Below are 24,471 nucleotides of genomic sequence, written 5' to 3' on the forward strand. Positions count from 1 at the left end.
GACGGAATTTTGATTAAAAAAAATAATAATAGCGTATGTAATGATTATATACGCAAAATGGTCTAGGTCCAAGAGATTAAACTCCAGACCTAAACCTTTGTGTTTTTGAGATGGTAAGATTACTTAACCTCTACCTCAGCTCCAGCCTCTTCTAAAGATGCTTTTAAAGCCTCAGCTTCATCTTTAGTAACAGCTTCTTTGATTGCACTTGGTGCATCATCAACTAAACCTTTAGCTTCTTTTAATCCTAAACCAGTTAATTCTTTAACTAATTTTACAACTGCTAATTTAGAACCACCAGCCGCTTTTAAGATAACATCAAATTCAGTTTGAGCTTCTTCAGCTTCTCCACCTCCAGCAGGACCAGCAACAGCAACTGCAGCAGCAGCAGCAGGCTCGATACCATACTCATCTTTTAATATAGTTGCTAACTCATTTACTTCTTTTACAGTAAGGTTAACTAATTGTTCTGCGAAATCTTTTAAATCTGCCATTTTTCTATCGTTTTAATAATTTTGTAATAATAATATAATTGTAATAAAGTGCGTACTATTTAATACTATCCTTCTTTTTCAGATAGTGTTTTAATAAGACCAGCTATAGTTCCACCACCTGATTTAAGTGCGGAAATAACATTTTTAGCAGGCGATTGTAGTAATCCTACAATCTCTCCAATCAACTCTTCTTTAGATTTGATGTCTACTAACATGTCTAATTGCTCATCGCCAATATAAACAGCTTCCTCAATAAACGCTCCTTTTAATAAAGGTTTGTCTGATTTCTTACGGAATGTTTTTATCAACTTAGCTGGCACATTACCTGTTTCAGAATACATCACAGATGTATTTCCTTTAAGCACTGAAGGAAGATCTCCAAACTCTCTGTCTGATGCTTCCATGGCTTTAGCAAGTAACGTGTTTTTAACAACTGCCATTTTTACGTCAGCTTTAAAAGCTGCTCTACGTAAATTAGAGGTAGTTCCTGCATTTAATCCTGAAATATCTGTTAAATAGATATTTGCATTATTAGCTAATTCTGCAGTTAATTCCTCAATTACTTGTGATTTTTCTTCTCTTGTCATAATTTAAAGTTTTAACTTAATTAACCAATTTTAGGATCAACAGCAATACTAGGACTCATTGTAGAAGACATAAATATGCTTTTTACATAAACTCCTTTTGCAGTTGTCGGTTTTAGTTTAATTAATGTTGTTAATAATTCATTTGCATTTCCAGCAATTTTATCAGCACTAAATGATGCTTTACCAATCGCTGCATGTACAATACCAGTTTTATCAACTTTAAAGTCAATTTTTCCAGCTTTTACTTCTGTTACTGCTTTAGCAACATCCATTGTAACTGTACCTGTCTTTGGGTTAGGCATTAAACCACGAGGACCTAATACACGTCCTAAAGGACCTAACTTACCCATTACACTAGGCATAGTAATAATAACATCCACATCTGTCCATCCGCTCTTGATTTTATCAAGATATTCGTCTAAACCAACATAATCAGCGCCAGCTTCTTTAGCTTCTGCTTCTTTATCTGGTGTTACTAATGCTAATACTTTCATATCCTTACCAGTTCCATGTGGTAAAGAAACCACGCCTCTCACCATTTGATTTGCTTTTCTAGGATCTACACCTAAACGTACAGCTAAATCTACTGATGCGTCGAACTTAGTATTGGTAATCTCTTTTATTAATGCTGATGCTTCATCAACAGAATAAATTTTACCTTTTTCAATTTTTGCTAAAGCTTCTTTTTGCTTTTTTGTTAATCTTGCCATTTTCTAATGTCTTTAATAGATTAAGAAGGAAATTTCCCTGTTACAGTTATTCCCATCGATCTTGCTGTTCCAGCAACCATTTTCATAGCAGATTCAATAGTAAATGCATTTAAATCTACCATTTTGTCTTCTGCGATGGTCTTAACCTGATCCCAAGATACTTTAGCTACTTTTTTTCGGTTTGGCTCTCCAGACCCCTTCTTCACCTTTGCGGATTCTAATAATTGAACTGCTGCTGGTGGCGTTTTAATTACAAAGTCAAATGATTTGTCTTTGTAAACAGAGATAACAACTGGTAATACTTTACCTGCCTTATCTTGGGTTCTGGCATTGAATTGCTTACAGAACTCCATGATGTTAACACCTGCAGCTCCTAAAGCGGGTCCAACCGGTGGCGATGGATTCGCAGCACCTCCCCGAACTTGTAACTTAACTACTTTACCTAATTCTTTTGCCATTTTTAATAATTTAATTTTGATTCTGTCCTTCTTTTGGAAGCGAAAGACGCATCTATCTTAATGTAACACTATTATACTTTTTCAACTTGCATGTAACTCAATTCTAATGGCGTCTTTCTTCCGAAAATCTTAACCATTACCTCAAGCTTACGCTTTTCTTCATTAATACTTTCAATAGTACCATCAAACCCATTAAACGGTCCGTCTATAACTTTAACCGTTTCTCCTTTTGTATATGGTATCGCAACGTTTGCCGATTCTTCAACCGCTAACTCATCTACTTTACCTAACATTCTATTAACTTCAGATTGTCTTAAAGGCACTGGATCACCGCCCTTAGTTTCACCCAAAAAACCAATCACATTTGTAACTGATCTTATTATATGCGGCACTTCACCGGTTAAATTCGCTTGCACCATGATATACCCTGGAAAAAACACTTTTTCTTTATGAACTTTCTTTCCGTTTCTAATCTGGATAACGCGTTCGGTAGGTACTAATACTTGGTCAACGTAATCACTCATTCCTAAACGAGCAATTTCATTCTCAATATACGTCTTGATTTTGTTCTCCTGACCACTTACAGCGCGAACAACGTACCATTTTTTTTCACTTACTTCAGACATAAATTTTCCTTTTAACCGTTAATCCATTGAAAGTAAGTTGTTATAACTTTACTGAATACTGTATCTATTCCCCAAATAGCAAGAGAAAATATAATAGAAAACACAGCAACTAAAACCGTTAAACTTTGCGCCTCTGCCCAAGTTGGCCATGTCACATTATTTTTTAGTTCCCCAAATGATTCTTTTACATATGTTACAATTCCTGCCATTTTTTTTAATCTTTGAAATTTAAAGTGAAATTTAATTTACACTAACATTTTAAAACATGTTGTAAATCTAATTTCATTAGCACGGGCGGAGAGACTCGAACTCCCGACACCTGGTTTTGGAGACCAGTGCTCTACCAACTGAGCTACGCCCGTAAACATAAGTCAAGGCATTCCGCAAAAACGGAATACCTTAACTATTTATTTGTTTAAACTAGTATTAGTCTAATATCTCAGTTACCTGACCTGCACCAACTGTTCTACCACCTTCACGGATAGCGAAACGTAAACCTACGTTCATTGCAATTGGTTGAATCAACTCAACAGTAATTGTTAAGTTATCTCCAGGCATAACCATCTCAATTCCATCAGGTAAAGCAATGTTACCAGTTACGTCAGTTGTACGTACGTAAAACTGTGGACGGTAGTTATTATGGAATGGAGTATGACGTCCACCTTCTTCTTTTTTCAAGATATAAACCTCAGCTTTGAAGCTTTTGTGTGGTGTTACAGAACCTGGCTTAGTAATAACCATACCTCTAGAGATTTGAGATTTTTCAATACCTCTTAATAGGATACCAGCATTATCACCAGCTTCACCTCTATCTAATATTTGACGGAACATTTCAATACCAGTAATAGTAGAAGTTAATTTCTCAGCTCCCATACCAATAATCTCAACAGGATCCCCAGTGTTAGCAACACCAGTTTCAATTCTACCAGTTGCAACAGTACCACGACCAGTAATAGAGAATACATCTTCGATAGGCATTAAGAAAGGCTTATCCATATCACGTACAGGCTCTTCGATCCAATCATCACAAGCTTGCATTAATTCCATTACAGTATCAACCCACTTTTGCTCACCATTAAGTGCTCCTAAAGCAGAACCAGCAATTACAGGACCATTATCTCCATCATACTCATAGAAAGATAATAAATCTCTGATTTCCATATCTACTAATTCAAGTAACTCTTCATCATCAACCATATCCACTTTATTCATGAATACAACGATACGAGGAATACCTACTTGACGACCTAATAAGATGTGCTCACGAGTTTGTGGCATAGGACCATCAGTTGCAGCTACTACTAAAATAGCGCCATCCATTTGAGCAGCACCAGTAACCATGTTCTTTACGTAATCGGCGTGACCTGGACAGTCAACGTGAGCGTAGTGACGATTAGCTGTTGCGTATTCAACGTGAGAAGTATTAATTGTTATACCTCTTTCTTTTTCTTCAGGAGCGTTATCGATTTGATCGAAATCTTTTGCTTCTGATAAACCTGCATCAGCTAATACTTTAGTAATAGCAGCAGTTAAAGTTGTTTTACCGTGATCTACGTGTCCAATTGTACCAATATTTAAGTGTGGTTTTGAACGATCGAAAGTTGCCTTTGCCATGTTTTAAATAATTTTAATCTTAGTTATATAATAATATTCGTGTATTCTAATTTACATACTCTTTATAGAGCCAATGACGAGATTTGAACTCGTGACCTCTTCCTTACCAAGGAAACGCTCTACCCCTGAGCTACACCGGCGTAAAGTTTTTATTTCCTATTCTTTCACACAAGTTCTTTTAAAACCGCTTTAACAGAAAGAAGAGATTCCTGCCTTCGCAGGAATTTTAGAGCGAGAGACCAGGTTCGAACTGGCGACATTCAGCTTGGAAGGCTGACGCTCTACCAACTGAGCTACTCTCGCAATTTAAACAAGCCTAAACTTGTTATGGTTTTCAATATTTCAAATAAACACCTAATAAAATAGGACTAGTTGTGGGGAGAGCAGGATTCGAACCTGCGAAGACGTAGTCAGCAGATTTACAGTCTGCCCTCGTTGGCCGCTTGAGTATCTCCCCGGACCACTTTTAAACTAAATTTAAAAGTATATTTTTCAATTTTTCAAAGAGCCGATGGAGGGACTCGAACCCACGACCTGCTGATTACAAATCAGCTGCTCTAGCCAGCTGAGCTACATCGGCATTTTTTACACTTTTGACGCATAAAAAAAGCCCGTTATTTCTAACGGACTGCAAATGTATAGTTTTTTTATTTTAATCAAAACATTTTTTAGAAAATTTTACTATAAATGTGCTCTTAATTTTTCTTTTCTCTTTTTCAACTGCCTTTCCAATGATGCAACAGCTATATCTGCCCCTTCTTCAAAGGTTTTACATTGTTTCTTTACAACAAAACTATCACCCGGTACACTTACTCTTGCCTCAAATATTTTATTTTCCTTATTACTTGTATTTTCAACTTTCAAAAAAACATCAGAATTAATGACTTTATCATAAAACATATCTAATTTATTCATACGTTGTTCAACAAATTGGATCAACTTCTGGTCTGCATTAAAATTAACTGATTGGATGTTCACCTTCATAATATTATTTTTGGTTAGACAATAATTTATATAGTACTATTTTTTGCTTCTAGGATGCGCATTCACATGGACTTTTTTGAGTTCAGCTATACTATTATGTGTATAAACCTGAGTAGAAGCCAAACTTGAATGTCCTAAAAGTTCTTTTACAGCATTTAAATCGGCACCTTGATTTAACAAATGAGTAGCAAAGGAGTGCCTTAGAATATGTGGACTCTTCTTTACCTTTGAAGATGCCAAACTAAAATACTCATTTATTATTCTGTACACAAGTGTTTCATATATTTTTACTCCCTTTTTGGTTAAAAACAAAAAAACTTCATCCACAACTTCATCTAGTTCTAGCCGCTTTTTTAAATAAGCATGCAGTGTTTCTATAACAGAATCAAGTAAAGGCACAACGCGTTCTTTATTTCGCTTACCTAATACTTTTAAGGCTTTAGAATTTAGATCCAAATTATTCAATTTAAGATTAACGAGCTCTATTCGCCTGATGCCTGTAGAATAAAACAATTCAATAATTAATTTATCCCTTGTACTCTCAAAGCTATTATCAAACTTTAAATCATCCAGAACTGTTTCCATTTCAGTCTCAGAAAATGGTATCTGTACTTTTTTACTAGTCTTTAAGGCTTTATGTTTGGATAACGGATTACTTTTAATATCACCAATCTTTAAGAGAAATTTATAATAGGTGTTTAATGCCGATACTTTTCGGTTGATACTTCTATTTGATAATTTAGTTTCTACCAAACTAACAATCCAACTTCTAATTTGAGCGTAGTTAACATCATTAATTGTGTTAACTTCATATGAGGTCTTCACAAAATCTAAAAATGTGTTTAGATCATTATTATAGGCCTTTACTGTCAATTTTGAATAGTTCTTTTCCAACAATAAATAATCTGTAAATGATTTAAAAGACATATGTATGGAGGTTAAAGCCTTAAAGTTATAGGTTATAAATTTATGCAACAACTTTTAGATCACTTTATATGGCAACAAAAAAACTGAATAAATAAAAAATCCCGCATGAAGCGGGACTTTATAATAATGACAAACAGAACCTATACGGCTTCCGCATCTCTTAAACCTTGGATGTACTGTGCTTTCTGAACTTGAGTTCTGCGCACTATAGAAGGTTTATTAAATTGCTTACGTTCTTGCAACTGGTTTTTAGTAGTTGTTTTAACAAACTTACGCTTGTAACGCTTTAACGCTCTATCTATATTTTCTCCTTCTTTTACTGGGATTTTTAACATAGTGTCTTAACCTCCTCTCTTTTAGATTTTTCAGGCTGCAAATGTAAAAACATTTTCCAATTGACAATTAATAATTTACTATTATTTACGTAGCAGGCTTATACTCTTTCTTATCTAAAATCATCTTAGAAAGAATTTCTCGAAGAATCTCTGAAGTTCCACCGCCAATAGGTCCCAATCTGCTATCTCTTAATAGACGTGCCATTGGATATTCTTCCATATAACCATATCCTCCTAAGAACTGAAGACATTCATATATAACCGCATCGGCCATTTTTGTAGATTTAAGTTTAGACATGGTCGCTTCCTTTACTACATACTCACCCCGGTTTAATCTATAAGCAACCGTGTAGTTAAATTGTTTACAAACCTCCATGTCAGAATATAAATCCACATACTTGTGTCTTAAGGCCTGATATTTATCTAAACTTTTTCCAAAAGCAATTCTTTCAGACATATATTGCGAAGCATAATCAAGAGCATATTCAGCTCTTGCATGTGCATTAATCCCCATAACAAGGCGTTCTAGAGCAAAATGCTGCATGATGTAAGCAAAACCGTTGTTTTCCTCTCCCAAAAGGTTTGACGTTGGTATCTTAACATTATCGAATGCAATCTCCGCCGTATCTGAGGCTCTCCAACCCAACTTATCTAACTTTGAAGCAGTAATACCTGGAGTTTCTCTATCAACAACAAAAATACTCATACCCTTATTTCCTAATTCAGGTTTTGTCTTTGCAGCTACAACCAAATAATCACTGTAAATACCATTAGTAATAAAGGTTTTCGAACCATTTATAAAATAGGAATCACCTTCCTTTACAGCGGTAGTTCGCATTCCAGCCACATCACTACCTCCTGAAGGCTCTGAAATACATAAACACCCTATTTTATCACCAGCAATACTAGGTGCTAAATAGTTTTCTTTAATAGTCTCATCCCCTTCTGCATTTAAATGCGTCATGGCTAAATAGACATGCGCCCATATGGCCGCAGCAAAACCTCCCGAATTTATTTTTTGAAGCTCTTCTTGTAAAATTACCGTATAAAAAAGATCAAGATTTAAACCACCGTATTTTTCTGGATAATTAATTCCGAAAAAACCCATCTCCCCGAATTTCTTCCAAATAAACCGATCAATAGAACCCGTTTTTTCCCATTTATCAATATGTGGTACAACTTCTTTTTTTAAAAAATCTTGAAGACTTTTTCTAAAAAGGTTATGCTCTTCAGTGAAGTACATGTTATTCATCTATTTTCTTTTTCGATGTGCAAATATAATTCAATTATCTTGATTTTATTTGCGGGTAGGTCTATAACTTTTTCTAATTCGTCAATAGTTTTATACCCTTCTCTTAGTTGACGTTCTTCTAAAATGTTATGCGCCAAATCATAACCTATATGCGGAATAGTCACCAATTCATCTATGGTTGCCAAATTCAAATCAATTTTATTTATGATTCTTGGTGTTTTTACGGTAAATTGATTTGTAATCGCCTTAATAACTTCTGGAGATAATCCATAAACATCAAACAATTCAACATCTGAAGCGAAACCTCCTATTTTTGAGTTTCTATACCTAATAATGCGTTCAGAAAGCACTTTACCTATTCCATTTATTTTTTGAATTTCCTGAACAGACACCTTATTTAAATCTTGTTTTTCAGTAAACGTTTTAGCTTGGCTTTCACTAGTGTATACCCGCTTAATAGTCCTTTCAGGATTCCTTAGCCATTCCGGAAATTTAAAATATGGAGAAATCTCATTTAAAAGCGAATCTGACACCAGAGTTATATCCTGAAATTGTTGGGCAGAATTGATCCATTTATTCTTCATTCGGTAAGCCAACAATCGGTCAATCTCCTCATTACTCATGCCCAAAACAGACCCTTTGTGGTCATTAATGAAATTTGGATTAAAAGGATAAATCTTCGGCTTTCGTTCCTCTAATTCAGCACGCCTTAAAGAATCTATTTCGTTTGTGTATGCTGGTAGGGCTTCTTCATCAACTTTAATATCTTCGGAAGATCCGTCAACATAAAAATAAACGGTTTGTAAAATAACAATAAGTAGTAATAACAAAAAGATCCCATTTCTTTGTTCTTTTGTTAACATGAAATGGGATCTAAAATTTTGCATTATACCTTTATAAGTTAAGCTCTTTTATAGCTTTCATATATTTTTTTAGTTCATCCTTAACTTTAGGCGCTAGTAATACTAAACCTATCATATTTGGAACCATCATTGCAAAAATCATCGCGTCTGAAAAGCCAATTACAGATCCTAAGCTGGCAGCTGCTCCTATAACGACGAATATGCAAAATATTAACTTGTAGGCATATTCCATTTTTTTTGTTCTACCAAATAAATAAGCCCAACCTTGAAACCCATAGTAAGACCATGAAATCATCGTACTAAATGCAAATAACACAACAGCAATAGTTAGCACATATGGAAACCAAGAAATTACCGACTCAAAAGCTCCAGATGTCAGCAATATGGCCTGAGCATCATTTAAAGACGCGTTTTCTGCAGTAACATTACCTGTAATGATAAGCACTAAAGCGGTCATAGTACAAACCACAACAGTATCAATAAATGGTTCTAATAAGGCAACCATTCCCTCACTTGCCGCATACCTTGTTTTAACCGCCGAATGCGCAATAGAAGCAGAACCAACACCGGCTTCATTTGAAAATGCTGCCCGTCTAAACCCTTGAACTAAAACACCAAGTGCTCCTCCAGTAACACCTTCTGGACTAAAGGCACCATTAAATATCTGTAAAAAAGCGGCGCCTATCATATCATAATTTGCAATTATCACAAATAAAGAAGCTGCCACATAAATCACAACCATAAATGGCACTATTTTATCGGTTACTTTGGCTATTTTTTTAATACCTCCAATAATCACTATACCTACAAGTACAGCCATGACTACTCCAAATAACCAACCTTTTCCGTGTAAGAATGATTGATCTCCTCCTGTAATGTTTTCAACCAATTGAAAAGCTTGATTCACTTGAAACATATTACCGCCCCCAAACGAACCACCAATAACAAAAATGGCAAATAATGCCGCTAAAAATTTCCCTAAACCTCCCAGTCCTTTTGATTTTAAACCTTTAGTCAAATAATACATGGGGCCGCCATAAACGGTTCCATCACTCTCAATATCCCTATACTTTACCCCTAATGTACATTCAACAAATTTAGACGCCATACCAACTAAGCCCGCAATAATCATCCAAAATGTAGCGCCTGCACCACCAATAGAAACTGCGATGGCCACACCTGCAATATTCCCCAGCCCTACTGTGGCAGATAAAGCTGCCGTTAAAGCTTGAAAATGAGAAACCTCTCCTTCATGTCCTTCTATTCTTATGGTATCTGGGTTATCCTCTTCATCTGAAAACTTTGATTTAGAAATTTCAACTTTATGATTTTCTCTATCTTCTAAATCATCATATTTTCCTCTTACAATATTAATTGAAGTCCAAAATCCCTTAAAATTTATAAAATTGAAATAGAAGGTGAAATAGGTAGCTCCTAAAATTAAAGGAAAAAGCACCCAATATATGCTGATCTCATCGGTAAAAGGAATTTTGTAAAATATAGCGTTTACAAACCAACCCGTAGCAGCACCAAATTTTTCATCAATAAGTTGATCTATGCCTTTATCTGTAGATTCTTGTGCGAAAGTTAAAATAGGAGCTATTAATGTAAAAATAGAAAGAAGATATTTCTTCATAATGAATAATAATTTTTTATGTATTTGTTCGAGTTTACTAGAAATTAGAAAGGCAAGATGGTAAAAATAAACGTAATTTTAAAACATCCGTCGTTAAAACTTATTGATTTTCAATTTCAATATTGTAAACAGAATTTAATAATTCAATTTGCTCAGGCCGCCCTAAAACAATAATTTTCGATTTTGACTCCAATGGCATGTCTGCTTCTGGATTTACCGTGTAATCGCCCTTGCTGTCTTTGTAGCCAATAACCGTGCAGCCCGTCTTCTTTCTTAGATCTAAATCTTTTATCGTTCTAGCTTTCTTAGAATTAAAAAGTTTTTCAATCGCAACTTCCTCAATATTAATGTCTGATTTACCAACGATAGAAAGGTTATCAATAAACTCCATTAATCCCGGAACCACAACCAAAGACGCCATATGGTCACCGCCAATTTTATCGGGTAAAATCACATTGTTTGCGCCTGCAAATTTCAATTTATCATATGATGACTCATTTGAGGCTCTACTGATTATATTAATTTTACTATTTAGTTGGCGGGTTGAAAGCACTACAAATAAATTATCTGCGTCATTGGGTAGCGCTGAAATAAAACAAGATGCTCTGTCTACTCCCGCCATCAATAAGGTTTCATCTTCATTAGCATTCCCAATAACATAAGATACATTATCCAATTGTAAACGATCAGCCATTTCCTTATTTTTTTCAATAACAACAAATTGCTTTTTGTAAGCCATAAGTTTTCTTGCTGCTTGCTTACCGTTTCTACCATAGCCACAAATAACAATATGATTTTTAAAACTATTAATATTTTTCTGCATCTTTTTTTGTTTTAATTCTTCAAAATCATTTTTACTTAAAATGTATTCGGTAATTACTGAAAGTGCGTAACCTACAATCACTACACTACCCAAAATTAAAAATATGGTAAAAATCTTAGACTCACTATCCAAAGGGTTCACTTCACTAAATCCGACTGTGGTCATAGTGATCACAGTCATATATAAAGCATTTAACCATGTATACCCCGAAATAAACTTATAACCATTTACACCTATTAATAAAATTATTACCAATAAGGATATTGCCGTGTAAATTTTGGTACGAAAAAATTTAATAAGTGGGTTCATAGATTATACCAATTTACTCAAGGAATACTATTACAAATCAAATACTGACGAACGTTTTGTGTAAACCAAATCTTTTATCCGCATCCAAAATGCTAAAAACAAGTACAATGCAAAACCAAAACCAACCGTTACAAAAGTGAGATACATAAAAGACGTACGCACCACCTTTGCCCTAATACCAAATCTATCTGCAATACGTTGGCATACATAATAACCGTGCTTTTGAAAAAACAATAAGGGCTTGTAGATATTGTTCATGCCGCAATTTAATACTTAGTTTAATCGCATAAAAGTTTATTCGCTTAAAAGTTGATTACCAACAACACATTTTAAACAGTTATTTTTATCACAATACGCCTTTTTAAGTTGAATTAAGGCTTGGGAATCCATTGAAGTTTTTGATACCTTCTTTAATTTATTGAACGCATCGATAATATGATTTTCTTCAGACTTAATTTGACTTGCTAATTTGATAATACTCGAATCTGAATGAGCTCCCTTTTGTTTGTTGTAAAGGAACCTGATTGGGATTATGGTATTTACTAATATTAAATCAATAAAAGATTTAGAAAGATACTTTTTTGATGATTTTCTTGATGTCTTTTGAAAGGTGTAGTGTGTATTCCAATACGTAGAGGTTGAAATTTTGAATACTTCATAAAAATCATCAATGCTTTCTAATGCCATAATTTTGGAAAATAAATTTTGATGCTGATGGTATAAACCTGCTAATTGTGATAGGCGAATAGTTGGGAAATTTAAGGGGCGTAATCTAAAAAACTGAATAGGTAATACCTGTTGATTATCTAAATTAAATTTTTGCTTCATAAACCGAAACTCCTTTACCAAATTCCTGTAATACCCATCTTCAACTGGGGATTCAAGTAAATTAGCTTGTCCAATTAAAAGCGCTTCTAGCTGATTTTGATTCCTTTGCAATTTCCTAATAATTGCAAAATCAAAAGATTTAGCCAAACTAAAAAAAGCTTCGCCGTTAACCTTTAATCCAAAATTCTTAGTCAACATAATAAATAAAACGCGTTCCCAATCATTTTTCGATTCGGCCAGGAGTTGTTCAATTAGTTTTGATTTAGACTCTAAACGTTCAAAGTACAAACGTTCCAACCAATTACTGAGAATAAAACTATCTATCGATGCAAACTCGTTTTCACAATTAATCCATTTGCGTTCCTTAGAAAATAATTGCTTATATTTTTTTATCATTTTGGGGAGTACAAAATCCTTGAGCTGTAAGGTTGGTATGACCGTATTATCTTTTCTAAAAACGTCAATATCGTGTTCCCAAACAACATGTAATATAACATTGTCATAGGCCTTATCTCGTTCATGGTTATGCAAAAACCAATCTGACGATTTTACATGAATTTCTACATTTCCTGCCCATAATTGTCCATCTATTTTAAGTTGTGCATTAAAAAAATCTGGACCTGTATTAAAATTATGCTCCCCTACTTTAGAAATTAGAACTTCGGCTCCAGCAGTTGTTTTCAAATTATTGATTTGGAATTTCTTAAGCTTCCAGACATAATGTAGAAAATTTTCTCTCATTTTATAAATATAAAATTCTTACAAACACTCAGCAAATAAACTCTAGAGATTCTTAATTAAACACCAAAGTTTGTAATTTAGCCTAAAATGTCATTGATGGAACAACTCACACTAACCACGCCGGCCCTTTTATTTTCAGCTATCTCTCTAATTATGTTGGCATATACTAACCGTTTTTTAGCTTATGCAGCTACCATACGAAGTTTGCATGACAAATACATGGAGAATAAGGATTCTGTGCTCATTGCTCAGATTGAGAATATAAAAAAACGTTTGTACTTGACACGTTCTATGCAAATACTAGGAATTAGCAGCCTACTATTGTGTGTACTTACTATGTTTCTAATTTATATTGAGCAGCAATATATTGCCATATGGGTTTTTGGTCTGGCGCTTATTCTATTAATAATGTCTTTAGCCTATTTAATTATAGAAATACAAATTTCAGTCAAAGCTTTAGAACATCATATTAGTGATATTGAGAAGGGATAGATTAAGGTACTTTAACAAAAAGAAGGCAAATGGATTTAATAAAATTTAATTTAGACAGTACTATTTCTAACTGGCGTATAGTTAATGATGTGGTTATGGGAGGGGAATCTAATGGTAATTTTGAATTAAACGATGAGGGCTTTGGTGTATTTTACGGAAACGTTTCTTTAGAGAATAATGGTGGTTTCTCAATGGTTCAGTATCCATTTGAACCTATAATGGTAAATGACTATTCAAAAATTAGTATACGACTTAAAGGAGATGGCAAGACCTACCAATTTAGAGTAAAAAGTAAAACTAATGAAAAGCATTCTTACGTAATACCTTTTGAAACGTCTGGAGATTGGGAAAATATTGAACTGCCTTTTAATACATTGTATCCAGCCTTTAGAGGGAAAAAATTAAATACCACCAATTACCCCGGAGAACAAATGGAACTTATTGCGTTCCTAATTGGGAATAAAGCAGCTGAAAATTTTGAATTAATTATTAATAGTATAGTGTTGTCCTAACTATTAAAAGACAAAGGTATCCTTAGTCTATTTTTTTAATTCTCGCCATTGGTTTCTTTCCCAATTGGTATTGCATCAAAAAGAATAAAAGCCTTTTTGACAGTATGACCATACTTTCTTAATACTGCCAAAAGCCCTATAATTATTCACCATAACCTCTCGCCCTAGGCATTTCTATTCCACTTTGATATACTTTCCCCTCATCACCCGTCATTGCATCAAAAAAACGATAATAGTTTCCATAACCATATTCTGATTCCAATATCCGACGCTTATCTCTCATGGCATTAAATTCCTTAGTAGCCGCGTCTTGATTCCCTATTAAAAAGAAATAATTATTATATGATATAACCTGTCCCGATGCATCAGTTAATTTCAACTCTACAAAAAGCTGTTTTTCTATATTTGATAACACATCTGCAGAAATATCTTCAAACTTTTTGGCGCTATTCCCCTTAACATTTCCAATATCGAAAGTTTTAGACATAAGTTCTTTTCCGTTTTCATTTTTAAAAACTACAGTCGCTTTACAACGTGTAAAGTCCTCGAATAAATCATTTACAATCCATAATCCACCTTTAAAATGTTCTTGTTTTGACCATCGTCTCTTTTCAAAACTAAGATTAATAAGCAACGGCTGATAAGCTTTTTTTACGAATTCATAAGACCGTTTTGTCTCCTGATAATTATCAACAATACCCCATTTCATATCAGGCCAATACGTTATAAAATGGCATAAAGCAATTCCACTTAAATTCGGTTTCTGTCTTCTAAAATATTCAATACCGTTTTGAAAAATTACGCCTTGCGTATCTTGGGAAGCATTAACAAACTCCTCTAAAGAGCCTGTTTTTTCCTCTCCAAACACATCCCAATTTTGCATTTTTAAACGCTCCAAATCTGCCCAATGGTGTCCCCAACTTAATCCAGGAGGCCATATTTCGTCTTTAGGAATAAATTTTCTTAAACTTTCAACAGATGGCACCGAGGTTATAGCAAACTCTGGCACAATTGGAAATTTCAGGGTTTTCAACCAATCTTCATGCAAGAAACTACCCATATCATAAAAATAGCGTAATGCATGTACAGCTTCTTTAGGCTTAAAACCAGCTTCTCTAGAGACTTCGCATGTTAGTGGCGAATCGGGCACATAAGGTAAATTGGCGTAAGCTTGTAATGAATCTCCTAAACGCTCTAAAAACGCTCTACCAAAGTTAGCATCTCTTGTTCTTAATAACATTTCCTCTCCCCCTTCCATCATAATTAGTGAAGGATGATTTCTACGTTCCTTAATAACTTTGACACCTTCATTAAAAATCTCAGCTAACTCTTCCTCCTTGTCAGGAATATTACCAGTTCCTAAGGGTATTATATCTTGCCAAACTGTAATTCCCATTTCATCACAATATTGATAAAACTCAGGAATCTCTGGAGGGTGCCAGCCAAAAATTCTAATATTATTCATATTCGCATCTTTAGCCAATTGTATTAATTTTTTGTATTCTGCAATTGAAGTCCTACCTGTAAAAATATCTGGCGGGCCTCCCCAGCATGCTGATCGAATAAAATGAAACTTCCCATTTATATATGTTGATCTGGGGAAACTAACATCTATATTTTTTTTAAAACCGGGGTTCCATTTAGAAGTGACTTCTCGTATACCAAAAGTGAGTTCTTTAAAATCTTGATTAATATTCCCCTCCTTTAAAGATATTCTTGCTTTGTACAAATTAGGCTTTCCCATATCCCAAGGCCACCACAATTTAGGATGTTCCAAATGAATGTTGTGCTCTATTTTGTTAATGCCAGGTTTTACATCCGCAGAGAACTCTACAGTTTCAATATCTGAAGAAAAGTTACTTCCTTCAAGTGTAGCAATAAAATTCATTTTCTTAGTTTCTGTCTGAGTATTCTCCACCGTAATTTCTAAATTAACCTCAGCAGAATTATTTTTATTAATAGAAGTATTAGCGTACACATCTTCAAAAAGAACATTACCTGTAGTAACCATTTTTACGGTCCTAAAGATTCCAAAAGGAACCAAATCCCTCCAATAATCTCCAAACCACGGTGTTTTTTTACCGGCTACTAATGCATTTACACGTGGGGGCGGATCTAATTTTATCATGAGCATATTTGTACTCTCTAGACGCTTATTGGATATTCGCAAATACTTAGTGACATCAAACGAAAATCCAGAAAAAGCCCCTTCATGTCTCCCTAAAAAATGCCCATTTAACCATACATCACATGCATAATCAACGCCTTCAAAAAGTATTTTAACCACTTTATCATTAACAGCTTCACTGATATGAAATTGATGTGAATACCACCATTCATATTGCTGAACCCATTGCGCTTTAACACTATTTCTGCCAAAATAAGGGTCCTCAATAACCCCGGCTTTCCAAAGGTCTGTATATACATCTCCTGGTACTTTAGCATAATTCCAAACTAAAGTTTCAATATCCTCGGGAGGTAATTTTGGTAAACCCATTTTAACTCCTTCCCCTGGTAGCATCATTTTCATAGTCCATTTTACGCCACCCAAATCACGCACCAATTGACTATTGGCATTATGTGAGATCATGGTATTTGGTTGACTAAATAAAGAAGAAAAGGCGCATAAAAAAACAACCACAATAAATTGCTCTTTTATTCTATTGAAATAATGTGTCATATCTATATTTTTAACACTCAAATATAATCATATATGAAATTATATTCATATATGAAACTCGTTTTCGTGCAAAAATAAACTAGACAAAATATGAACACTTCTAAAAAACGGAACAAACACCCTAAATTAAGCCTTAAAAACCAAACTGTTAGTTAAAACGAATAGCCTTAACCGGTGATATTTTAGTAATGATGTATGAGGGGATTAACAACATGAGTAAACAGAGTACCAAAGTCCCAATATTTAAAGCCAGTATATACCCAAAATTAATATATACTGGTGCCTCTGTTACGTAGTATACACTTGGGTCCAACGCAAATAGTTTGAAATATTTCTGGGCAAACAAAAGACCCAACCCTATAATATTTCCCCACAGCAAGCCTAGAAGAATTAAATATGATGCGTTATATATAAACAATTTCCGGATGCTCCAATTATTACTACCTAGGGCTTTTAAAATACCTATCATTTGGGTGCGTTCAAGAATGAGCACCAATAAGGCAGTAATCATGTTAATTCCGGCTATTAGTATCATGATACCTATTATTCCAATAATGTTTTTATCAAAAATTTTAATCCATTCAAAAATGGAAAAATATCTAGCCGTTATGGTTTCTGTATTAAATGTTGATGGTGTATTATGATATATCTCTATTCCTTTTTCTTCAAGCTTAGTATAATCATCAATAAAAACTTCAAAACTTCCAATGTCCTCAGAACTCCATCTATTAATACGCTGTAAATGACGTAAATCACCTATTAAGTAAGTAGCATCTAAATCTTGAAAACCTGAATTAAATAAACCCACTACTTGATATGTGATAATATTAGGGAGTTTCTCTGGATCATCTTTACCAAAAACCATTTGAAAATTATCCCCAACCTTAAAGTTTAATCTATTGGCAAGATATTCTGATATTAATACCTCTTCATTTCTTTTTGCTGTATAATCTGGCAAGCGACCTTCCACGAGAAATTCTTTAAAATAATCCCAGTTATAATCTGCTCCTACACCTTTAAGATAAGCCCCCTCAAAATCAGTTTCGGTTCGAATTACGCCAAACTTCGTAGCCACAGCCTGCACGTGCTTAACACCTTCAACCATTTTAAACTCAGGATAAAACTCTTGATTTATGGAAATTGGCTTCCCGCTTTCTTGAGAGTTATTGCTGTCGTAATTTGAAATAGTCACATGCCCATTAAAAGCCACTACCTTATCGCGTATTTTTTGCTGTAAACCAACTCCTGTTGCTATAGCAATCATCATAACTACAATACCAATAGTAATTGCCGCTATACCAATTTTTATTATTGGTGCCGATATGCTACTTTTATACGCTTTACTACCAATAATGCGTTTAGCTATAAAAAACTCGAAATTCAATTTATCTTATGACGTTTAATGTGTTCAAAAATACTGTTTTATTATTTGTTCTGATAATGATTTCTTGTGGAAGTACAACAACAAGAATCGATAACAAATCAAGTGAAGACAAAGCGACTTACAAACCATTATCTGATGATAAGACTATTGTAGTTGGCGCAAATCAAACAGAAAATTATTTACCATTATTAAAAGGTAAACGTGTAGGCATAGTAGCCAATCAAACTTCGGTAATATTTAAAAATGACTTTTCTTACACACACTTGGTAGATTCACTCTTGGCTTTGCATATTAACATCAAAAAAGTATTCGCGCCTGAACATGGATTTCGTGGACAAGCAGATGCAGGAGCACATGTCAATGATGCCATTGATACCAAAACTAATTTACCTCTAGTTTCTTTACACGGAAAATATAGAAAGCCCATACCAGAGCAACTAAAAGACCTAGACATTGTTGTATTTGACATACAAGATGTTGGTGTACGATTCTATACTTATATCTCCACACTTCATAATGTAATGGAAGCCTGCGCTGAAAATGGTATATCTGTCTTAATTTTAGACAGACCAAACCCCAATGGACATTATATTGATGGGCCTACACTAGAACTTCAGCATAAGAATTTTTTAGGCATGCACCCTATTCCTTTAGTGCATGGGATGACCATTGGTGAATATGCTAAGATGATAAATGGGCAAGCATGGTTAAACGACGGTCTACAATGTGACATTAAAATTATCCTTCTTAAAAACTATACCCATAATACCTCTTATAGTTTACCAATAAGACCTTCTCCTAATTTACCTAATGATCAATCTATTAGATTGTACCCAAGTTTAGGTCTTTTTGAAGGGACAAATATAAACGCTGGAAGAGGTACGGAATTTCAATTTCAAAGATATGGCGCACCATTTTTAAATAAGAACGCCCTAACATTTAGTTATACGCCCATTGAAAATTTTGGTGCAAAACACCCAAAACATAAAAATAAATTATGCTACGGTGAAGACTTACGGCATGAAAATTTAAATGGTATCATGACCTTAAAATGGGTTATTAAAGCTTATGAAAATACGCTTGATAAATCACGGTTTTTCAATACAACCAATTTTACTAAACATGCTGGAACAGAAAAATTACAACAGCAAATAGAATCTGGACTTAGTGAAGTTGAAATCAAATTAACTTGGAAAGAAGACCTTGAAAATTTCAAAAAAATAAGAGCACAATATCTTCTTTATCCATGACCCGTATTTTAATAATGATGTCTCTTTTTTTTGCATGTTTCAGTTTTGGCCAGAATATAGAAAAAACCGAAAAACAAACTTTAAAAAAAGCAAAAAAACAGGCTAAACGGTTTCTTCGCTCACAAGGTATTCCTGGTATGTCCATTTCTGTTTCGAAAAAAGGGGATTTAATTTGGTCCCAAGGTTTTGGCTATGCGAATAGAAAAGAAAGACTTAGAGTAGAACCCAACAAAACACGTTTTAGGATAGCCAGTATATCCAAATCGATAACTGCTGTTACACTAGCTAAATTAGTAGATGATAATCTTATTGATTTAAATATAAGTATCTATACCTACCTCCCTGATTATCCCCAAAAAAAATTCGATTTTACTGTTAGAGAACTTGCTGGACATTTAGCGGGAATTCGGTCTTATAAAGGTGATGAGTTTACACTTAGCAAAAAACTATCCATTTCTGAAGGTGTTGAATTATTTAAAAATGACTCCCTTCTTTTTGAGCCCTCTACCCAGTTTTATTATAACACTTATGGATATGTTTTATTAAGTGAGATTATGCAACAGGTTAGTAAAACTGATTTTGTGGATTTAGTCAATAGATTAGTCCTACAACCATTAAACATGAGCAATACCATGCTCGACGATTCAGAGCGTTATATACCAAATAAAACTACTTTTTACAGAAACAAACGTGTTTTATCAACGCCTGTTGCCAATGAATATAAGGTAGCCGGTGGTGGGTTTTTATCAACATCTGAAGATTTAATTAAGTTTGGTCAAGAGGTTATATCACCTACACTTATCTCTGAAGACGCCTTATTTGAAATCACCACGTCTCAAAAATTGAAATCAGGAAATTTAACTGGTTATGGTATTGGTTTTTCTGTAGAGCGGCCTAAAAACGGCACACCCAAGATTTATCATACTGGCGGTGGTATTGGAGCATCTACCGCTTTATTTATTTACCCCAAAGAGGCCATTGTGATCTGTGTATTAACCAATAAAACAGGTGTGAAAATGGACAGCTTCGGAAAAACTCTAGAACATATTTTTATTGATTAGCCTTATGAGTTGGCTTTTTATATTTCTGAAAAGGCTGCAAGAGTAAGTTTATAATGTTACTGTTCTCCTTTTCATCTGGAAATACGTCAACGCCATAAACAATTTTTTCGGCATCTAATTCCATAAATGTCCCAAATAGCCTATCCCAAATTGAAAAAATATTACCGTAGTTGGAGTCTGTATAAGGCAATGTATAATGGTGATGTACTTTATGCATATTTGGAGAAACTAGTACATAACTAATCCATTTATCCACATTTTTAGGAAGCCCAATATTAGAATGACTAAACTGAGTAGCTACAATAGACATCGATTGATATAACATAACAATTCCTATTGGAGCACCAATGGCAAAAACACCAATTAAGGTAAAACTGTATCGAATAATGCTCTCGAGCGGATGGTGCCTATTGGCTGTTGTTGCATCAACTTTATGATCAGAATGGTGCACCAAATGAACCATCCAAAGTGGTTTCACCTTATGTTCTATTAAATGAGGTAAATAAGCTCCAAAAAAATCCATTAACAACACCCCCAATAACACATACAACCATAAAGGCATTTCTGGTAACCAATTTAAAACACCAAAATTATGCGCCATAACCCAATCGGCAGACATTAACAAAAGAAACGCCATGGGCAGATTAACAAGAACTGTTGTTATAGTAAAAAAGATATTGGGTACTGCATGCTTCCACTTTTTATATTTGAAATGAAATAGTGGCATAGCACCCTCCAATATCCAGAAAAAAGATAAACCTGCCACAATAATTAGTCCTCGATGAAGCGGCGGAATAGTCTCGAAATAATTTAAAATAGTTTCCAAATCATATATATTTTGAACTAAATATACCTATTTTATTTTTTCCTTCATCGCTTCAACAATGTTAAAAGCAGCTGGACATATGGCAACATTCTTTAATGTAAGGTTTGATATTTGTTGAAATTTCCTTCTATCTGTATGCGGAAACTCTCTACAAGCTTTTGGTCTAACATCATAAATAGAGCAATAATTATCTGCGCCTAAAAACGTACATGGCACACCTTGGAGCACATAGTCATTATCCTCATCGACCCTGAGATACTGCTCAATAAATTGTTGTGTTTTTAACCTAAAGTGTTTGGCAATTCTGTCTACATCTTTATCGGTAAACAAAGGACCGGTAGTCTTACAGCAATTAGCACATTCCAAACAATCGGTGCGTTCAAACTCCTCATCATGCAATTTTTGCATGATATAATCCAAATTCTTTGGCGGTTTCTTTTTTAGCTTAGCGAAGAATTTCTTGTTTTCGTTATGCTTATCTTTGGCCTGCTTTGGAAGCCTATTAATAGAGTCTTGCATGGCGTAAAAATAACCAAAGTTCTTGATACTTTATCAAAAAATCATAATCACAAAAAACAACGTTTTTATACATGAAAGATCTTTTTGGACAGGCTTTATTAGATTATCATAATGGAAATTATACAGAGGATATCATTACTGAAACCAATATTTCTGATAAGGATAGCTTACCGCTGCCGTACCTCTTTAGAAACTTTGATAACATGCCTAAATTGGAACAAGAAGCACTTAATTCTTGCAGAGGCAGTATTCTAGATGTTGGTTGTGGTAGTGGATGTCATAGCTTGTACCTGCAAAAAAAAGGGTTTACAGTTAAAGCTATTGATATTTCAAAAGGAGCCATTGAAGTTGCTAAACAACGTGGTGTCCTTGTCTGTGAGGTAAAAGCCCTAATAGACGAAACGCATACTTTTGACACCATTCTTCTATTAATGAATGGTACAGGTATTTTTGAAGAATTATCTCAAGTTTCAAAATATTTAACGCATTTAAAAAGTCTGCTTAAACCTAATGGCCAGATATTAATTGACTCGTCTGATATTAAATACATGTATACTGATGAAGACGGCGGCTATTGGATGGATATGAATTCTAATTATTATGGCGAGCTTGATTATTTCCTTTCCTATAAAGGTGAAAAAGAAGACCCTATGAAATGGCTATATCTAGATTTTGACACTTTGAAAATGGCTTGTGAAACCATTGGACTTAATTGCGACTTAGTTTTAGAAGGAGACCATTTCGATTATTTGGCACGCTTGAGTTAAGTTATTCCTACTTTTCAATAATGAATCGCAACCTCGGATTTAAAAATCAAATTTATAGGTTGCTCCAGCCAAAAATTGAACCCCTTGAACAGGATAATTAACCCATTTCTGATACTGCTGATTTGCTATATTGTTCACCTTTGCAAAAAAAGTAAACTCGTCATTTATACGATAACCCACATGTGCATTTACATCAAAAAAGCTATCTAGAGTTACCGTACGCATTAAATCTTCAGGTACCAATGTGCCTTCCAAAGCTACTTGGTCTTTTCGTTCGCCCACAAAAAATAAATTAGCCCCAGTAAACCAATGTTCATCAATCTGGTAATCAAAAAACACAGAAGCCTTCAAATCAGGTAAATTCCATGCTTCAGCCTCTACATCCGTATCATAAACAAAATACTCGCCTTTTAAACCAAGCTTAAAATTTCTGTTTAGATCAACATTTAATTCACCGGCAAAACTAAACGTTTTAATATCATCATAAGAGATGCCAAATGAATTGCCGTATTCATAGCTATTTTGGGCTGAAATATTTTTAATAGTATTTGATTTAAAAAGCGCCTTATTTTTATCTGCAATATAACTTCCACTAACATTATAACTCATAGTACTTGACACCTTCCCTTTTAAACCAAGATAGGTATTATATACTTGATCGGTGGGAGTAATAAACAGGCTAGGTGAAACAAAAGGATTTTCATTTGCAAAACCATGATAAGAGTTTTGAATTAAATCTCCTTTAATTCCCCCATAGGCAATTAAAACATCATTTACCACCCTATACGTTGCGCTAACATTTGGATACATATAGAATTTACTCTTGCCAAACTCCATATCATTTAAATAATACAAGGATAGACCTATATCTACGGTTAAATCATCCTCTTGAAGCTGAAAGGTTGGTGATAATCCTATTTGAAAATTACTATACTTCAATTCTGAATTGGTGAAATAGTCTCTATCAAAACCTCCGCCTAAATAATCAATTTTAAAACCGGTATAAATCTCTATATTATTAATAGGAATATCCACTTGTGCTTTCGCAATAAATCTATTTTCTCCGGAACCTTGATTATCCGAAAAATGACGAAAGAACACACTACCAGAATTGATATACGTATCATTAAAAGTAAGTGCTCCACCTACGTGGGCATCAAAGTAAGAATGACCAACATCTAAACCATTAATAAGCACTGTATCATCTTTATAACCATCATTTATTCCATACCAATTATAATGTTGAAATTGGAATCCACCATCAATATTATAAGTCATATCACGTTGATTAGAGCTATAATTAACTTCCAATTGCGAATTGATAAAATCATCATCTAGTACAACTTCATCAATACCACCACCAGATGAATGATGGCGCACATAACCGCCTATATTATCGTATCGATTAAGGGCGTGATTTAAATAGACTTCCCCTAAAATAGTATTATATGTGCCCAATCCAAGAGATGCATAATTATCATATAACTTAGATGGTGCCTTTTTTTCAACAACGGCAGCCTTGCCTTTTGCAGGTGTAAAGGTTGAAGCTACCGGAATCGAAAAAATATTATATTTAATTTCCTTTTTTTTATCGGTTGTCTCTTCATCAAGATTTGGAGCTTCTTTGACTTTAAACGCATCTGATATTGTTGGAGTATACGGCTTGACAACATCAATAACACCTGTAGTTAAGGTGTCACTTGATTTATCTTGAGAAAAGCCTATATTAATCCTTAATGCAAAGATTATTAACGCTAATATTTTTATGTGCTTTCGCATATGTAATTTTTATT

General features: G+C 34.1%; 26 protein-coding genes and 5 tRNA genes. 5 read left to right on the forward strand and 26 right to left on the reverse strand.

Annotated features, from left to right (window positions below):
* Positions 1–119: 119 nt before the first annotated feature.
* The 21 genes from rplL to IE051_RS09515 form a co-directional block, all read right to left on the reverse strand.
* Positions 120–494, reverse strand: coding sequence for a 50S ribosomal protein L7/L12 (rplL, locus tag IE051_RS09415; protein WP_189360531.1), 375 nt, complete (start codon positions 492–494; stop codon positions 120–122).
* Between the two features lie 65 nt (positions 495–559).
* A complete protein-coding gene (gene rplJ / locus IE051_RS09420) occupies positions 560–1,081 on the reverse strand; it encodes a 50S ribosomal protein L10 (RefSeq protein ID WP_189360532.1) in 522 nt (173 codons plus the stop codon).
* Between the two features lie 20 nt (positions 1,082–1,101).
* A complete protein-coding gene (rplA, locus tag IE051_RS09425) occupies positions 1,102–1,791 on the reverse strand; it encodes a 50S ribosomal protein L1 (RefSeq protein ID WP_189360533.1) in 690 nt (229 codons plus the stop codon).
* Between the two features lie 20 nt (positions 1,792–1,811).
* Positions 1,812–2,249, reverse strand: a complete 438-nt coding sequence (rplK, locus tag IE051_RS09430; RefSeq protein ID WP_189360534.1) for a 50S ribosomal protein L11 — start codon at positions 2,247–2,249, stop codon at positions 1,812–1,814.
* Between the two features lie 71 nt (positions 2,250–2,320).
* Positions 2,321–2,875 (reverse strand): transcription termination/antitermination protein NusG, encoded by a 555-nt coding sequence (nusG, locus tag IE051_RS09435; RefSeq protein WP_189360535.1) that lies wholly within the window; start codon positions 2,873–2,875, stop codon positions 2,321–2,323.
* An 11-nt stretch (positions 2,876–2,886) separates the two neighbouring features.
* A complete protein-coding gene (gene secE / locus IE051_RS09440; protein WP_189360536.1) occupies positions 2,887–3,084 on the reverse strand; it encodes a preprotein translocase subunit SecE in 198 nt (65 codons plus the stop codon).
* Positions 3,085–3,164: 80 nt separating this feature from the next.
* Positions 3,165–3,237 (reverse strand) — tRNA-Trp (locus tag IE051_RS09445).
* Between the two features lie 64 nt (positions 3,238–3,301).
* Complete coding sequence (gene tuf, locus IE051_RS09450) at positions 3,302–4,489, reverse strand: elongation factor Tu (protein WP_189360537.1); 1,188 nt, start codon at positions 4,487–4,489, stop codon at positions 3,302–3,304.
* A gap of 68 nt (positions 4,490–4,557) precedes the next feature.
* A tRNA-Thr gene (locus IE051_RS09455) sits at positions 4,558–4,629 on the reverse strand.
* Positions 4,630–4,719: 90 nt separating this feature from the next.
* Positions 4,720–4,792, reverse strand: a tRNA-Gly gene (locus IE051_RS09460).
* A 72-nt stretch (positions 4,793–4,864) separates the two neighbouring features.
* Positions 4,865–4,946: transfer RNA gene (locus IE051_RS09465), tRNA-Tyr, on the reverse strand.
* A 49-nt stretch (positions 4,947–4,995) separates the two neighbouring features.
* Positions 4,996–5,069, reverse strand: a tRNA-Thr gene (locus IE051_RS09470).
* Between the two features lie 101 nt (positions 5,070–5,170).
* Positions 5,171–5,473, reverse strand: a complete 303-nt coding sequence (hpf, locus tag IE051_RS09475) for a ribosome hibernation-promoting factor, HPF/YfiA family (protein WP_189360538.1) — start codon at positions 5,471–5,473, stop codon at positions 5,171–5,173.
* Positions 5,474–5,509: 36 nt separating this feature from the next.
* A complete protein-coding gene (locus IE051_RS09480) occupies positions 5,510–6,400 on the reverse strand; it encodes a tyrosine-type recombinase/integrase (RefSeq protein WP_189360539.1) in 891 nt (296 codons plus the stop codon).
* Positions 6,401–6,540: 140 nt separating this feature from the next.
* A complete protein-coding gene (gene rpsU / locus IE051_RS09485; RefSeq protein ID WP_189360540.1) occupies positions 6,541–6,735 on the reverse strand; it encodes a 30S ribosomal protein S21 in 195 nt (64 codons plus the stop codon).
* Between the two features lie 85 nt (positions 6,736–6,820).
* Entirely contained in the window at positions 6,821–7,987 is a 1,167-nt protein-coding gene (locus tag IE051_RS09490; protein ID WP_189360541.1) for an acyl-CoA dehydrogenase family protein, read from the reverse strand.
* Positions 7,984–8,850, reverse strand: a complete 867-nt coding sequence (locus tag IE051_RS09495) for a ComEA family DNA-binding protein (RefSeq protein ID WP_229796772.1) — start codon at positions 8,848–8,850, stop codon at positions 7,984–7,986. Before IE051_RS09495 ends, IE051_RS09490 begins: the two co-directional genes overlap by 4 nt.
* A 31-nt stretch (positions 8,851–8,881) precedes the next feature.
* Positions 8,882–10,486: an alanine/glycine:cation symporter family protein gene (locus IE051_RS09500; RefSeq protein WP_189360543.1), complete on the reverse strand. Its 1,605-nt coding sequence runs from the start codon at positions 10,484–10,486 to the stop codon at positions 8,882–8,884.
* 100 nt (positions 10,487–10,586) lie between these two features.
* The gene (locus IE051_RS09505; protein WP_189360544.1) at positions 10,587–11,618 is read right to left on the reverse strand and encodes a potassium channel family protein; all 1,032 of its coding nucleotides are present in this window, start codon (positions 11,616–11,618) and stop codon (positions 10,587–10,589) included.
* Positions 11,619–11,648: 30 nt separating this feature from the next.
* Complete coding sequence (locus tag IE051_RS09510; protein WP_189360545.1) at positions 11,649–11,876, reverse strand: PspC domain-containing protein; 228 nt, start codon at positions 11,874–11,876, stop codon at positions 11,649–11,651.
* Positions 11,877–11,912: 36 nt separating this feature from the next.
* Entirely contained in the window at positions 11,913–13,187 is a 1,275-nt protein-coding gene (locus tag IE051_RS09515) for a DUF2851 family protein (protein ID WP_189360546.1), read from the reverse strand.
* A 96-nt stretch (positions 13,188–13,283) separates the two neighbouring features.
* On the opposite strand from IE051_RS09515, the gene IE051_RS09520 reads away from it, so the two are divergent.
* Both IE051_RS09520 and IE051_RS09525 read left to right on the forward strand, forming a co-directional pair.
* Positions 13,284–13,679 (forward strand): DUF2721 domain-containing protein, encoded by a 396-nt coding sequence (locus IE051_RS09520; RefSeq protein ID WP_189360547.1) that lies wholly within the window; start codon positions 13,284–13,286, stop codon positions 13,677–13,679.
* 29 nt (positions 13,680–13,708) lie between these two features.
* Entirely contained in the window at positions 13,709–14,191 is a 483-nt protein-coding gene (locus IE051_RS09525) for a CIA30 family protein (RefSeq protein WP_189360548.1), read from the forward strand.
* A 142-nt stretch (positions 14,192–14,333) separates the two neighbouring features.
* On the opposite strand, the gene IE051_RS09530 is transcribed toward IE051_RS09525, so the two are convergent.
* Together IE051_RS09530 and IE051_RS09535 are read right to left on the reverse strand one after the other, a co-directional pair.
* Positions 14,334–16,871, reverse strand: a complete 2,538-nt coding sequence (locus tag IE051_RS09530; protein WP_189360549.1) for a glycoside hydrolase family 2 protein — start codon at positions 16,869–16,871, stop codon at positions 14,334–14,336.
* Positions 16,872–17,019: 148 nt separating this feature from the next.
* A complete protein-coding gene (locus IE051_RS09535; protein WP_189360550.1) occupies positions 17,020–18,255 on the reverse strand; it encodes an ABC transporter permease in 1,236 nt (411 codons plus the stop codon).
* A gap of 8 nt (positions 18,256–18,263) precedes the next feature.
* Here IE051_RS09535 and IE051_RS09540 point away from each other — a divergent pair, with 8 nt between their 5' ends.
* Positions 18,264–19,505: an exo-beta-N-acetylmuramidase NamZ family protein gene (locus IE051_RS09540; protein WP_189360551.1), complete on the forward strand. Its 1,242-nt coding sequence runs from the start codon at positions 18,264–18,266 to the stop codon at positions 19,503–19,505.
* Positions 19,502–20,566 (forward strand): serine hydrolase domain-containing protein, encoded by a 1,065-nt coding sequence (locus tag IE051_RS09545; RefSeq protein WP_189360552.1) that lies wholly within the window; start codon positions 19,502–19,504, stop codon positions 20,564–20,566. The genes IE051_RS09540 and IE051_RS09545 overlap by 4 nt, the downstream gene beginning before the upstream one ends.
* On the opposite strand, the gene IE051_RS09550 is transcribed toward IE051_RS09545, so the two are convergent.
* Entirely contained in the window at positions 20,556–21,392 is an 837-nt protein-coding gene (locus tag IE051_RS09550) for a sterol desaturase family protein (RefSeq protein WP_189360553.1), read from the reverse strand. The two genes, IE051_RS09545 and IE051_RS09550, sit on opposite strands and share 11 nt — an antisense overlap.
* Positions 21,393–21,419: 27 nt before the next feature.
* On the reverse strand, positions 21,420–21,911 hold the full coding sequence (locus tag IE051_RS09555) for a YkgJ family cysteine cluster protein (RefSeq protein WP_189360554.1): 492 nt from the start codon (positions 21,909–21,911) through the stop codon (positions 21,420–21,422).
* A gap of 71 nt (positions 21,912–21,982) precedes the next feature.
* On the opposite strand from IE051_RS09555, the gene IE051_RS09560 reads away from it, so the two are divergent.
* On the forward strand, positions 21,983–22,678 hold the full coding sequence (locus IE051_RS09560; protein WP_189360555.1) for a class I SAM-dependent methyltransferase: 696 nt from the start codon (positions 21,983–21,985) through the stop codon (positions 22,676–22,678).
* A gap of 39 nt (positions 22,679–22,717) precedes the next feature.
* Here IE051_RS09560 and IE051_RS09565 read toward each other — a convergent pair whose 3' ends face one another.
* Positions 22,718–24,457, reverse strand: coding sequence for a porin family protein (locus tag IE051_RS09565; protein WP_189360556.1), 1,740 nt, complete (start codon positions 24,455–24,457; stop codon positions 22,718–22,720).
* Positions 24,458–24,471: the final 14 nt, after the last annotated feature.

Source organism: Algibacter mikhailovii, assembly GCF_014651495.1.
Classification (GTDB): domain Bacteria; phylum Bacteroidota; class Bacteroidia; order Flavobacteriales; family Flavobacteriaceae; genus Algibacter_E; species Algibacter_E mikhailovii.